The 11,906-nt window shown below is 60.9% G+C and carries 13 protein-coding genes and 1 other RNA gene; 10 read left to right on the top strand and 4 right to left on the bottom strand.

Features of this window, described 5'->3' with window-relative positions; all coding sequences use genetic code 11:
• Window positions 1–3: 3 nt before the first annotated feature.
• Window positions 4–561, bottom strand: a complete 558-nt coding sequence (locus tag L8K08_RS20725; RefSeq protein WP_106575774.1) for a YecA family protein — start codon at window positions 559–561, stop codon at window positions 4–6.
• A gap of 138 nt (window positions 562–699) precedes the next feature.
• Here L8K08_RS20725 and L8K08_RS20720 point away from each other — a divergent pair, with 138 nt between their 5' ends.
• The 4 genes from L8K08_RS20720 to L8K08_RS20705 all read left to right on the top strand — a co-directional run bounded on the left by L8K08_RS20720 (window position 700) and on the right by L8K08_RS20705 (window position 2,119).
• A complete protein-coding gene (locus L8K08_RS20720; protein ID WP_003177365.1) occupies window positions 700–909 on the top strand; it encodes a TIGR02449 family protein in 210 nt (69 codons plus the stop codon).
• Complete coding sequence (locus L8K08_RS20715; RefSeq protein WP_003213956.1) at window positions 906–1,223, top strand: cell division protein ZapA; 318 nt, start codon at window positions 906–908, stop codon at window positions 1,221–1,223. Before L8K08_RS20720 ends, L8K08_RS20715 begins: the two co-directional genes overlap by 4 nt.
• Window positions 1,224–1,253: 30 nt before the next feature.
• A non-coding RNA gene (ssrS, locus tag L8K08_RS20710) (6S RNA) lies at window positions 1,254–1,432 on the top strand.
• Between the two features lie 57 nt (window positions 1,433–1,489).
• Complete coding sequence (locus L8K08_RS20705) at window positions 1,490–2,119, top strand: 5-formyltetrahydrofolate cyclo-ligase (RefSeq protein ID WP_145158576.1); 630 nt, start codon at window positions 1,490–1,492, stop codon at window positions 2,117–2,119.
• 6 nt (window positions 2,120–2,125) lie between these two features.
• On the opposite strand, the gene L8K08_RS20700 is transcribed toward L8K08_RS20705, so the two are convergent.
• On the bottom strand, window positions 2,126–2,275 hold the full coding sequence (locus L8K08_RS20700) for a hypothetical protein (protein WP_242199722.1): 150 nt from the start codon (window positions 2,273–2,275) through the stop codon (window positions 2,126–2,128).
• A gap of 194 nt (window positions 2,276–2,469) precedes the next feature.
• On the opposite strand from L8K08_RS20700, the gene L8K08_RS20695 reads away from it, so the two are divergent.
• From L8K08_RS20695 to L8K08_RS20680, 4 genes are all read left to right on the top strand, one after another.
• Window positions 2,470–2,919: an EVE domain-containing protein gene (locus L8K08_RS20695; RefSeq protein ID WP_145157958.1), complete on the top strand. Its 450-nt coding sequence runs from the start codon at window positions 2,470–2,472 to the stop codon at window positions 2,917–2,919.
• Between the two features lie 141 nt (window positions 2,920–3,060).
• Window positions 3,061–4,026, top strand: a complete 966-nt coding sequence (locus L8K08_RS20690; RefSeq protein ID WP_242199720.1) for an HlyD family efflux transporter periplasmic adaptor subunit — start codon at window positions 3,061–3,063, stop codon at window positions 4,024–4,026.
• Complete coding sequence (gene rbbA, locus L8K08_RS20685) at window positions 4,023–6,740, top strand: ribosome-associated ATPase/putative transporter RbbA (protein ID WP_242199718.1); 2,718 nt, start codon at window positions 4,023–4,025, stop codon at window positions 6,738–6,740. The genes L8K08_RS20690 and rbbA overlap by 4 nt, the downstream gene beginning before the upstream one ends.
• A complete protein-coding gene (locus L8K08_RS20680; protein ID WP_242199676.1) occupies window positions 6,740–7,858 on the top strand; it encodes an ABC transporter permease in 1,119 nt (372 codons plus the stop codon). The genes rbbA and L8K08_RS20680 overlap by 1 nt, the downstream gene beginning before the upstream one ends.
• Window positions 7,859–8,110: 252 nt before the next feature.
• Here L8K08_RS20680 and L8K08_RS20675 read toward each other — a convergent pair whose 3' ends face one another.
• On the bottom strand, window positions 8,111–8,518 hold the full coding sequence (locus tag L8K08_RS20675; RefSeq protein ID WP_159960837.1) for a flagellar basal body-associated protein FliL: 408 nt from the start codon (window positions 8,516–8,518) through the stop codon (window positions 8,111–8,113).
• 150 nt (window positions 8,519–8,668) lie between these two features.
• Between L8K08_RS20675 and L8K08_RS20670 the strand changes: the two genes are divergently transcribed.
• Together L8K08_RS20670 and glpT are read left to right on the top strand one after the other, a co-directional pair.
• A complete protein-coding gene (locus tag L8K08_RS20670) occupies window positions 8,669–9,646 on the top strand; it encodes an NADPH:quinone oxidoreductase family protein (RefSeq protein ID WP_242199674.1) in 978 nt (325 codons plus the stop codon).
• Between the two features lie 232 nt (window positions 9,647–9,878).
• Window positions 9,879–11,216: a glycerol-3-phosphate transporter gene (gene glpT / locus L8K08_RS20665; RefSeq protein ID WP_145157973.1), complete on the top strand. Its 1,338-nt coding sequence runs from the start codon at window positions 9,879–9,881 to the stop codon at window positions 11,214–11,216.
• On the opposite strand, the gene L8K08_RS20660 is transcribed toward glpT, so the two are convergent.
• On the bottom strand, window positions 11,213–11,866 hold the full coding sequence (locus tag L8K08_RS20660; RefSeq protein WP_145157976.1) for a gamma-glutamylcyclotransferase: 654 nt from the start codon (window positions 11,864–11,866) through the stop codon (window positions 11,213–11,215). The two genes, glpT and L8K08_RS20660, sit on opposite strands and share 4 nt — an antisense overlap.
• Window positions 11,867–11,906: the final 40 nt, after the last annotated feature.

Genomic DNA, 11,906 nt, shown 5'->3' with positions numbered 1-11,906 from the left:
TTCTTAGTGCAGCGACGGCTTGGGTGCGGCTGGCTCAGCGGCTTTCTTGGTCTCGGTGAACAGCAGCAGCGGCGCGACGCGCAGGTATTCCATGACTTCCATGTAATCGCCTTCGCCGTCTTCGGACTCTTCCAGGGCGTCTTGCACCTGGGAAATGGCCGCCAGGTCCTGCAGCACTTCCTTGGCGTCGGTGCTCAGTTCCAGGCCGCCGGCGTTCACGCCGAAACCGTGGAGGAAACCCTGGCACCACTGGCCCAGCGCAGCGGCGCGCTCGGTGAGCGGCGCGTCGTCGGTCGGCAGCAGCAGGACCACGGTGACGTCATCACCGGTCAGCTCGCCTTTGACCATCTCTTGCAGGCCGATCAGCGCGTTACGCACGTTCTCGGTCGGCTCGGTTTCCAGCAGCTCGGCCACATCGGCCAGCCAATTGTCGGCATCAAAGCCAACACCGGTGCAGCTGCGGCCCAACAGTACGCCGTGCAGTTCGGCAGGCGAGCAAGGATGACCGCTGGTGCTCAGCAGTTTGGAAAAAGCGTCGTACGGGGAGTTCTGAATAGGCATGGTGAGCTAGGCGCCAGACGGCGCAATGTCTAGAATGAAGCGCTGTATCCTAGCACCGGCAGACGTACCAAGACTATCGAGGGCGTCAGATCGTTTATCCTGCAGTTGCCATTCATCAGACAAATCCAGTGGAACCCAATGGAAGACACCGACCTGCAAGCGCTGATGGCCAGACTCGAATTGCTAATTGATCGGGTCGAGCAACTTAAGAGTCAAAACGGACTCCTATTAGCTCAGGAAAAGACCTGGCGCGAGGAACGCGCTCACCTCATTGAAAAAAACGAAATCGCCCGGCGTAAGGTCGAATCGATGATTTCGCGCCTGAAGGCCCTGGAGCAAGACTCATGAGTTCAAGCAATAGCGTTACCGTGCAGATCCTCGACAAAGAATATTCGATCATCTGCCCCCAGGAAGAACGCAGCAACCTGGTGAGTGCTGCCCGCTACCTGGATGGCAAGATGCGTGAAATCCGCAGCAGCGGCAAAGTCATCGGCGCCGATCGTATCGCCGTGATGGCCGCGCTGAACATTACCCACGATTTGCTGCATAAGCAGGAACGGCCTGACGTGCAGGCCAGTGGTTCGACGCGCGAGCAAGTGCGCGACCTGCTGGAACGGGTTGATCTGGTACTTTCTACCGATCCAGAGCCACCCAAGGGCTGATTGCCGAGTCTGTTTAAGGTATACTCGCCCCACTCCCTGGCGTGTTTGCCAGTCGGCGATGTCCCTGAGCCGATTCGCACTACCCTGGAAGTTGCACGTTGGGCTGGTGTGCATGTCCGCTAGACGGAAAGCCTTAAAGCCTACTGCATCTTCCACCTTGAACTTTCGGGTTCAAGGGCTAAGTCGACAGCGGCTCTGTCGGGGAGCCTGAATTCCAAACTCAATGCCAGTCCTCGGACTGGCATTGTTTTATGAGCCGAAAAACCATGACCGAACCTGCGCCGCTTTCCCGTCCGCAACTTCGACGCATGTTGCGCAAAGCCCGCCGCGAACTGACGCCGAGCGAGCAGCGCAAGGCCGCCCTTGGCCTGTATCGGCAACTGGCACAGCACCCGCTGTTTCGCCGGGCCAAACATATTTCCTTATATCTACCGACGGACGGTGAAATCGATCCGCGCCTGCTGCTGCGCGCCGCTCAGCGCCGGGGCAAGGCCACTTACCTGCCAGTGCTCAGTGCCTGGCCGCGAACCAAGATGGTGTTCCAGCGCGTGCGGCCTGGGGATAAGTTGTCGCCTAACCGTTTTCGTATCCTGGAGCCGCAAGTGAATGCCAATCGCCAGCGCCGCGTCTGGGCACTCGACCTGGTGTTGCTGCCGCTGGTGGGGTTCGATGATGTGGGTGGGCGTCTGGGCATGGGCGGTGGGTTTTACGACCGCAGCCTGGCCTACCTCGCCAGGCGCCAGAGTTGGCGCGCGCCGGCGCTGCTGGGGCTGGCCCATGAATGTCAGAAAGTCGAGCGCCTGGCGCAGGCAAGCTGGGATGTGCCGCTGGCGGGCACCGTCACGGATAAGCAGTGGTATGTCGCACAAACGTCGCTGGAACCAGCGACGCCTTAAACGGTATTAACGCTTGAACGGTTGCGGCTGCTGCTGAGCCAGTTCAACCGGCGAATCGGTCTTGTTCGACCACAAGCTCTGGGCATACCCGGTGGTCACGACGCCCAGACCAAACAAAATAACCAAAATCCATAGTAAATCCGGTTTACGTTGCATCGATTGCCCCCCTTCAGGCACCTCGTACACGATGACAACAACGTTCCAAAGTAGTCCGTTGCAGCTGCGCCAAGCTTAAAAGCGCGCATTCTGCGGTAACGTGAACCAACACGCAAACCTTGGCGCCAACCGACTGTCGGTTTGTCATGGAATTGCCCGACAACTTGCCCAATGCCTTTTTCAGGAGCCCACCAATGGCCTACTGGTTGATGAAATCCGAGCCCGACGAACTGTCCATCAAGGGCCTGGAAACGCTCGGCGAAGCTCGCTGGGACGGCGTGCGCAATTACCAGGCACGCAATTTCCTGCGCGCCATGGCCGTCGGTGACGAGTTTTTCTTTTACCATTCCAGCTGCCCCGAGCCCGGCATTGCCGGCATCGGCAAGATCGTCGAGGCAGCCTACCCGGACCCGACAGCGCTGGAGCCGCAAAGCCACTATTTCGACGCCAAGGCCAGCCCGGAGAAAAACCCGTGGAGTGCAATCAACGTGGCCCACATCGAGACCTTCGCAAAGGTGCTGGGCCTGGGCTATCTGAAACAACAAAGCGCCCTCGCCGAATTGCCTTTGGTACAAAAAGGCAGCCGACTGTCGGTGATGCCGGTGACCGCCGAGCAGTGGGCGGCGGTGCTGGCACTGCGTTGAAAGAGCAGAACCCTGCGGTCACACTTCTGGCGCATGCATCTGCGTGGCATGCGGGTTAGGCTTGCGCTTCATTTGACCGGTATCAACGGCCGCTCCGGCGCTATCGGTCAAACTAGGATGCTAATGCCGCAGGATGCAGCCATGTCTACGAACCATCATATGTCGCGCCTTTTCGCCATCGCCCTGATCGTCCTGTTACTGGGCGCAGGCGGCTTCGGTTACTGGCGATCAACCCAGGACCGCCTGCCCGAAGGTTTGAGCATGGGCAATGGCCGCCTGGAATCCACCGAAGTACAGATCGCCGCCAAGATCCCCGGGCGCCTGGCCGAAGTGCGCGTGGATGAAGGCGACAAGGTGCTCAAGGGCCAATTGCTTGCGCGCATGGACACCCGCACCCTCGAAGCCCAGCGTGCCCAGGCCGAAGCCGAAGTGCTGCGCGCCAGGGAAAACTTCGCCGCCGCCGAGGCCAACGTGCAGTTGCGCCAAAGCGAGCAGTTGCTGGCCAATCAGGAACTCAAGCGCACCCAGGAGCTGTACAAGCGCGGCTTCGCCAGCAGCCAGTTGATTGACCAACAGCAAGCACGCCAGAACACCGGTAATGCCGCGGTGATCGCCGCGCAAGCCCAGGTCAACTCGGTGAAGGCTGCCATCGGCGCCGCACAGGCCCAGGTTGCGCAGCTCACCAGCGAAATCGACGACAGCAGCCTGCGCGCGCCCATCGACGGCATTATCCAATTGCGCCTGGCCGAGCCAGGTGAAGTGCTCGGCGCCGGCGGTCGCGTGTTGCTGCTGATTGATCCGAATGACCAGTACATGAACCTCTACCTGCCCGCCTCCGTCACCGGTCGCCTGACCGTTGGCAGTGACGCGCGCATTCTGCTCGACGCCCTGCCCCAACAACCGCTGCCGGCCAAAATCAGTTTTGTCGCGGCTAAATCGCAGTTCACGCCCAAAGAAGTGGAAACCCGCGACGAACGCCAGAAGCTGGTGTTTCGCGTCAAGCTGCGCCTGACCCAACCCAGTGCCGTGCCGCAAGCCAAACCGGGCATGCCCGGCGCCGGCTACGTGCGCACGGCAGATATCGACTGGCCGGCCAACCTGCAATGACCGGCCTGGCGCTGCACGCCACGGGCATCAACCATCGCTACGGCAAGCAACAGGCACTGATCGACATTGCCTTCAGCCTGCCCGCCGGCACGCGCTGCGGGTTGATCGGTCCTGATGGCGCGGGCAAATCGAGCTTGCTGGGGTTGATCGCCGGGGTTAAAAAACTTCAAGACGGCCAACTGGAAGTGCTCGGCGGCTCCATCGAGGATCGCCGCCACCGCAACAGCCTGTACCCGCGTATTGCCTTCATGCCCCAAGGCCTGGGCGGCAACCTGTATCCGGAATTGTCCATCAGCGAGAACATCCGCTTCTTCGCCACCCTGTTCGGCCTGTCGAAAGCCGATTGCGAACAGCGCATGCACAACCTGCTGCTGGCCACCGACCTTGCACGCTTCGCCGAGCGCCCGGCCGGCAAGTTGTCCGGCGGCATGAAACAGAAACTCGGCCTGTGTTGTGCACTGATCCACGACCCGGACCTGTTGATCCTCGACGAGCCCACCACCGGCGTCGACCCGCTGTCGCGCCGACGCTTTTGGGAACTGGTCGACAGCGTACGCCGCGAGTGCCCGCAACTGACGCTGCTGGTGGCGACGGCCTACATGGAAGAAGCCGAGCAGTTCGAACATTGCCTGATGCTCGATCGCGGCAAACTCATCGCCGATGGCCTGAGCCGCGAACTGGCCGCCGCGACACCCAGCGGCAAACTCGATGAAGCCTTTACCCATTTCCAGGGCGACAGCGCCCACAACAATCAGCCGTTGGTGATCCCGCCGCGCGAAAGCGCCAATAACGATATCGCCATCGAAGCCCACGAGCTGACCCTGCGCTTTGGTGATTTCACGGCGGTAAACAAGGTCAGCTTCGCGATTGGCCGCGGTGAGATTTTCGGTTTCCTCGGCTCCAACGGCTGTGGCAAAACCACCACCATGAAAGTCCTCACCGGGCTGATGCCGGCCACCGAGGGCAGTGCCACACTGCTCGGCAACCCGGTGAATGCCAAGGACCTGGCGACCCGCAAGCGTGTGGGGTTTATGTCGCAGAGTTTCTCGCTGTACGGCGAGCTCAGCGTGCGCCAGAACCTGGTGTTGCACGCGCAGCTGTTCGATTTGCCCAAGGCCGACAGCGGCCCGCGTATCGATGAGTTGATTCAGCGCTTCGACCTCGGCGAGGTGGCCGAGCAGCCTTCCGGCGAACTGCCCCTTGGCCTGCGCCAGCGTCTGTCATTGGCCGTGGCGGTGCTGCATCGCCCGGAAGTGCTGATCCTCGATGAGCCCACCTCGGGCGTCGACCCGGCGGCGCGCGATGACTTCTGGCGGCTGCTGATCGAACTGTCCCGCGAGCAGGGCGTGACGATTTTCCTGTCCACCCATTTCATGAACGAAGCCCAGCGCTGCGACCGCATTTCCCTGATGCACGCGGGCAAGGTGCTGGCGTGTGACACACCCGATGCACTGCAAAAGCAATTCAATGGCGACACCCTGGAAGCTGCGTTCGTTACCTGCCTGGAGCAGGCACAGGGCGAAGCCGAGCCCGCAGCACCCAGCAGCACTGTCAGCGAAACCAGTGCGCCGCCCGTGAGCAAGCGTGGTTTCAGTCTTTCTCGGCTATTGGCCGTGGCCAGCCGCGAAGGCAAAGAGCTACTGCGCGACAAAGTGCGCATGGCCTTTGCCTTGCTCGGGGCGATGTTCATGATGGTGATCTTCGGCTACGGGATTTCCCTGGACGTGGAGAATCTGGCTTTCGCCGTCTATGACCAGGACCAGACCCCGCAAAGCCGCGCCTACCTGGAAGCCTTCCGCAGCTCGCGCTATTTCGCCGAACAGGCGCCCATTCGCGATGCCAACGAACTGCACCGGCGCCTGCAACGCTCGGAAATCAAATTGGCCCTGGAAATCCCGCCGGGTTTTGGCCGCGACCTGTACGCCGGCCGCCAACCCACCGTGGCCGCATGGATCGACGGCGGCATGCCGTTTCGCGCGGAAACCAGCCGTAACTATGTGGAAGCCGTCCATCAAGGCAACCTTCAGCAACTCGCCGAACTGAGCAGCCTGCCCCACAGCAACCAAGCCGACGCCAAGCTGGAAACACGTTTTCGCTACAACCAGGACGTGGTCAGCGTGAATGCCATCGGCCCCGGCGTGATGGCGCTGATCCTGGCGTTCATCCCGGCGATGCTCACCGCACTGGGCATCGTGCGTGAAAAAGAGCTGGGCTCGATCACCAACTTCTATGCCACGCCCCTGACCCGCCTGGAATTTCTGCTGGGCAAGCAGGCGCCATACCTGGCCGTTAGCCTGGTCAACCTGGCGTTGCTGGTGGCCATGAACCGTTGGTTGTTCGGCGTGCCATTCAAGGGCAGCGGCCTGACGCTGGCATTCGGCGGCCTGTTGTATGTGTTGGCCACCACCAGCATGGGCTTGCTGATTTCGGCGTTCACACGCACGCAGATCGCCGCAATCCTGGGCACCATGATCATCACCAGCCTGCCGACCATCCAGTTCTCCGGGCTGATCGTGCCGCGCTCATCCCTGGAGGGCGCGGCCGCGCTGATGGGCATGCTGTTTCCCGCCGGGCATTTTCTCGACATCGCCGTGGGCACCTTCACCAAGGCCCTCGACCTGCGCCAGTTGTGGCCGCAATGCCTGGCGCTGTTCGGGTTTTTCGTCGGGTTCACCGGCCTGAGCCTGATCACGCTCAAGAAGCAGGAGGCCTGATGCACAAGCTCGCTCATATCCTGCGCCTGGGCTTCAAGGAATTGACCAGCCTGCGCCATGACAGCGTATTGCTGCTGTTTCTGGCCTACGCCTTCACCGTCGCGATCTACATGCCCGCCGCCGGTTCAGTGATTGGCGTGCACAACGCCAGCGTGGCCTTTGTCGATGAAGACCACAGCGCGCTCTCGCGGCGAATGGCCGAGGCGTTGCAACCGCCCGAATTCCAGCCGCCTGCACCGCTGGCTTACGACCAACTGGACAAGGTCATGGACAGCGGCGAGTACACGTTCGTGATCAACGTGCCGGCCAATTTCCAGGCCGACCTGCTGGCCGGGCGCCAGCCGGGTGTGCAGGTCAACGTGGATGCCACGGCGATGAGCCAGGCGTTTATGGGCGCAGGTTACATCGGCAGGATTTTTCAGCGCGAATTGCTCAACTACAGCGGCCAAACCGACGCCAGCCAGAAGGCGCCTGCACTGCTGACCACCCGCGCGCTGTTCAATACCAACCTGGAAGGCGGCTGGTTTCTGGCGGTGATCCAGATCGTCAACAACATCACCATCCTCGCGATTGTGCTGACCGGCACTGCGCTGCTGCGCGAACGCGAGCACGGCACCCTCGACCATTTGCTGGTGCTGCCGCTGACCGCGCTGGAAATCATGCTGGCAAAAATCTGGAGCAACATGCTGGTGGTGGTGCTGTGCACATGGCTGTCGCTGGAGCTGGTGGTCAAAGGCCTGCTCGGCGTGCCGTTGGCCGGCTCTCTGAGCCTGTTTCTGTTTGTGACGGCGCTGTATTTGTTTGCGAGCACCGCGCTGGGGATATTCCTCGCCACGCTCGCCCGTTCGACGCCGCAGTTCGGGCTGCTGGCGATTCCGGTGATCATCCCGATGCTGTTGCTGTCGGGCGGCAGTACGCCGCTGGACAGCATGCCCGAGTGGTTGCAATGGGTGATGCAGGGATCGCCGTCCACACACTTTGTGAGTTTGAGCGCGGCGATTCTGTTCAGGGACGCAGGCGTGAGCGTGGTGTGGCCGGATGTGCTGGCGCTGGCGGGGATTGGGTTAGTGTTTTTTGCAGTGGCACTGTCTCGGTTCAGAAAGAGCCTGGCCTCTTAAGTGTGGCGAACGGGCTTTGTGTGGCAAGCGGGCTTGTTGTGGCAAGCAGGCTTGTTGTGGCGAGCGGGCTTGCCCCGCGTTGGGCTGCGCAGCAGCCCCATTCAGATTCACCACATTGTTTCAGGTGTACCGAGGCGTATGGTTCTTGGGCGGCTTCGCCACCCAACGCGGGGCAAGCCCGCTCGCCACAACAAGCCCGCTCGCCACGACAAACCTGCTTGCCACGAAACGCCCGCTCGCCACACGGAACCGTTACTGGATGATCAAGTTGTTGAACAACAGGTCTTCCACCATCGGCTTGCCGGTCTCGTCGTTCATCACTTGCTGGGTTTGCTTGAGGGCTTCCTGGCGCAGCTTTTCCTTGCCCTCAACGGTGCTCATGGCCTCGTTGGTCTGCTGAGTAAACAACGCCACCAACTGGTTACGGATCAACGCATCGTTGGCCTTGACCGCAGCAGCGGCTTCAGGCCCGGTCACGCGCAAGGCAATGTCGGCCTTGAACACCTTGAGTTTTGCGGAGCCGTCCAGGCCATAGTTGCCCACGAACGGCGGCGTCAGGCTGATATAGCTGACCTTCGGTGCCTCGCCTTCTTTCGCTTCTTCGGCCTGGGCTGCCATCGGCAAGGTCAGGGCAAGCATCAACAGGATCCACGCTTTCACAGTTCATTCCTCAAATTCGGTTGCCGGGTAGCATAACGCTAGCAAGGCTGAGCACAAGCTTATGGCGACTTATCAGGCCTGGGCATGCTCGTTGACCCACGGGCGTACCCTCCTACACTTATCGGCCATGACGCCAAAAGGAATAGTCCGATGAAAGCTGTGCTGTGCAAAGCCTTCGGCCCCGCCGAAACCCTGGTGCTGGAAGAGATCGCAAGCCCGGCGATCAAGAAGAACGAAATCCTGCTGGACGTGCACGCGGCCGGGGTGAATTTCCCGGACACCTTGATCATCGAGGGCAAATACCAGTTCAAACCGCCCTTCCCGTTCTCGCCGGGTGGCGAAGCGGCGGGCGTGATCAGTGAAGTGGGCGAGAAGGTCAGCCATTTGAAAGTCGGCGACCGGGTCATGGCGCTGACCGGCTGGGGCAGCTTTGCCGAGCAGGTCGCGGTCCCCGGCTACAACGTGCTGCCGATCCCGCCGAGCATGGATTTCAACGTCGCCGCCGCATTCAGCATGACCTACGGCACGTCGATGCATGCCTTGAAACAACGGGCCAATCTGCAGCCCGGCGAAACCCTGTTGGTGCTCGGCGCCTCTGGCGGCGTGGGCCTGGCCGCCGTGGAAATCGGCAAGGCCATGGGTGCCCGCGTGATCGCCGCCGCCAGCAGCGCCGACAAACTCGCCGTGGCCAAGGCGGCCGGTGCAGACGAGTTGATCAATTACAGCGAAGCCAGCCTCAAGGATGAGATCAAGCGCCTGACCGACGGCAACGGTGTCGATGTGATCTACGACCCGGTGGGCGGCGACCTGTTTGACCAGGCCGTTCGTGGCATCGCCTGGAACGGCCGCCTGTTGGTGGTGGGCTTTGCCAGCGGGCGTATTCCCGAGCTGCCGGTGAACCTGGCGCTGCTCAAGGGTGCGTCGGTGGTCGGGGTGTTCTGGGGTTCGTTTGCCCAGCGCCAGCCGCAGGACAATGCGGCGAATTTCCAGCAGTTGTTCACCTGGTATGCCGAGGGCAAGTTGAAGCCGCTGGTGTCGCAGGTGTATCCGCTGGAGCAGGCTGCCCAGGCGATCAATGATCTGGGACAGCGCAAAGCGGTGGGCAAGGTCGTCGTCCAGACCCGCTGACTGATCTGAAACACGGTCAATGTGGGAGCGGGCTTGCCCGCTCCCACATTTGGATTCCCATCGTTCTGAAGAACGCAATCACGACCCACGCTTGTCTATTAGCGACATGTTCATAAGAGAACATGCAATCACTCCAATTTCCTGTGTTTGCGGATAAGAGGCGATGCTATTTTCGGTAACGAAACTGTAACATTCGCATCCGCAGTCAAAACAAGAAATTTGGAGCTCTTGAATGTTTGCTTTCTTTCGTCCTGCCGCACACCAGGCGCCTCTGCCTGAAGAAAAAATAGACAGTACCTACCGACGGCTGCGCTGGCAGATCTTCGCCGGTATTTTCTTTGGTTACGCCGGTTACTACCTGCTGCGCAAAAACTTCTCGCTGGCCATGCCGTACCTGATCGACGAGGGTTACACCCGTGGTGAGCTGGGCCTGGCGATGTCGGCGATTGCGATTGCCTACGGCTTGTCCAAGTTCCTCATGGGCCTGGTGTCCGACCGCTCCAACCCGCGCTATTTCCTGCCCTTCGGCCTGCTGATATCGGCCGGGGTGATGTTCATTTTCGGTTTCGCGCCTTGGGCAACGTCCAGCGTGACCATGATGTTCATTTTGCTGTTCATCAACGGCTGGGCCCAGGGCATGGGCTGGCCGCCGAGCGGACGCACCATGGTGCACTGGTGGTCGCAGAAAGAACGCGGCGGCGTGGTGTCGGTCTGGAACGTGGCGCACAACGTCGGCGGTGGCCTGATCGGCCCGCTGTTCCTGCTGGGCATGGCCTGGTTCAACGACTGGCACGCGGCGTTCTATGTGCCGGCGACCGTGGCGTTGCTGGTGGCGGCGTTTGCCTTCATCACCATGCGTGACACCCCGCAATCGGTCGGCCTGCCGCCAATCGAGGAATACAAGAACGACTACCCGGAAGGCTACGACGCCAGCCACGAAGACGAATTCAGCGCCAAGGAAATCTTCGTCAAGTACGTGCTGCGCAACAAAATGCTGTGGTACATCGCCTTCGCCAACGTCTTCGTCTACCTGCTGCGCTACGGCGTACTGGACTGGGCGCCGACGTACCTCAAGGAAGCCAAGCACTTCGACGTGGATAAAACCTCGTGGGCGTACTTCTTCTATGAGTGGGCGGGTATTCCGGGCACGCTGCTGTGCGGCTGGATGTCGGACAAGATCTTCCGTGGCAACCGCGGCCTGACCGGCATCGTGTTCATGGCGTTGGTCACCGTGGCGACCCTGGTTTACTGGCTCAACCCGCCAGGCAACCCGATGATCGACATGATCGCGCTGTTCTCCATCGGCTTCCTGATTTACGGCCCGGTGATGCTGATCGGCCTGCAGGCGCTGGAACTGGCGCCGAAAAAAGCCGCGGGCACCGCTGCGGGTTTCACGGGCTTGTTTGGTTACCTGGGCGGTTCAGTGGCAGCGAGTGCGGCCATGGGCTACACCGTGGACCATTTCGGCTGGGACGGTGGTTTTGTGTTGCTGGTGGGCGCGTGCCTGTTGGCGATTGCATTCCTGATCCCAACGCTGTGGCACACCAACAGCGTCAGCGCAGCGCGTTAATCGCCTGAGCAATCCTTTGCACAACGCTTGAGCCGCGCCTCCAGATTTTTATCTGGCATGGCGTGGCTACGCAGGGCGTTAACGGTCTGCTCGACATAATCGCGCGTGGTGCCGTAACGCCCGCAAGCGCTTTGCAGCACGTGATTGAGCACGATATCGGGCAAGTTGCCGGCATAGCTGGGCAAATGCCGCTCCAACACAAACCCCAACGCTTGTACCTGACTGCCATCTTCCAGACGGCAGCTGAGCCAGTGCGGCCGGTACGAAGGGTAAGGCATCTCGCGTTGCCACAAGGCGTAAAGCGAGGCCTCCAGCTGATCCTCCGGCAAGCGGTAGGCAAACCCGCTGCATGAGCCGCCGCGATCCAGACCGAACACCAACCCTGGCAACTCCGGCGTACCCCGATGCTCGTGCGACCACAGGTACAAGCCCCGGTGATAGCCGTGAACCCGCGCGCGCATGCGCTGGGTCGACGAGCATTCGGGACGCCAGATCAGCGAACCATAAGCGAACAGCCAGACCGGCCCACCCTTGTGCTTGGCCATGGTGGCCTGCATCGAACTCATTAATTGCTCGTGAGTCAGTTGCGGCCCCAGATCGAGCCGCGGAGGGTAAGCCAATTGCAAAAGATCGGTTTCAATAACGGTCATGGCGGATCGCTTAGGTCTCCTTTATCACTCAAATAAGCTG

It is taken from the genome of Pseudomonas sp. TREG-RG-20F-10-E-6-01 (genome assembly GCF_022662455.1).
In the GTDB taxonomy this organism is placed as follows: Bacteria; Pseudomonadota; Gammaproteobacteria; order Pseudomonadales; family Pseudomonadaceae; genus Aquipseudomonas.
This window is presented reverse-complemented; position numbering and strand designations above follow the sequence as displayed.

Coding starts and splice junctions, on each gene's coding strand:
- L8K08_RS20725 (WP_106575774.1), bottom strand. CDS start 561: ATGCCTATTCAGAACTCCCCGTACGACGCTTTTTCCAAACTGCTGAGC.
- L8K08_RS20720 (WP_003177365.1), top strand. CDS start 700: ATGGAAGACACCGACCTGCAAGCGCTGATGGCCAGACTCGAATTGCTA.
- L8K08_RS20715 (WP_003213956.1), top strand. CDS start 906: ATGAGTTCAAGCAATAGCGTTACCGTGCAGATCCTCGACAAAGAATAT.
- L8K08_RS20705 (WP_145158576.1), top strand. CDS start 1,490: ATGACCGAACCTGCGCCGCTTTCCCGTCCGCAACTTCGACGCATGTTG.
- L8K08_RS20700 (WP_242199722.1), bottom strand. CDS start 2,275: ATGCAACGTAAACCGGATTTACTATGGATTTTGGTTATTTTGTTTGGT.
- L8K08_RS20695 (WP_145157958.1), top strand. CDS start 2,470: ATGGCCTACTGGTTGATGAAATCCGAGCCCGACGAACTGTCCATCAAG.
- L8K08_RS20690 (WP_242199720.1), top strand. CDS start 3,061: ATGTCTACGAACCATCATATGTCGCGCCTTTTCGCCATCGCCCTGATC.
- rbbA (WP_242199718.1), top strand. CDS start 4,023: ATGACCGGCCTGGCGCTGCACGCCACGGGCATCAACCATCGCTACGGC.
- L8K08_RS20680 (WP_242199676.1), top strand. CDS start 6,740: ATGCACAAGCTCGCTCATATCCTGCGCCTGGGCTTCAAGGAATTGACC.
- L8K08_RS20670 (WP_242199674.1), top strand. CDS start 8,669: ATGAAAGCTGTGCTGTGCAAAGCCTTCGGCCCCGCCGAAACCCTGGTG.
- glpT (WP_145157973.1), top strand. CDS start 9,879: ATGTTTGCTTTCTTTCGTCCTGCCGCACACCAGGCGCCTCTGCCTGAA.
- L8K08_RS20660 (WP_145157976.1), bottom strand. CDS start 11,866: ATGACCGTTATTGAAACCGATCTTTTGCAATTGGCTTACCCTCCGCGG.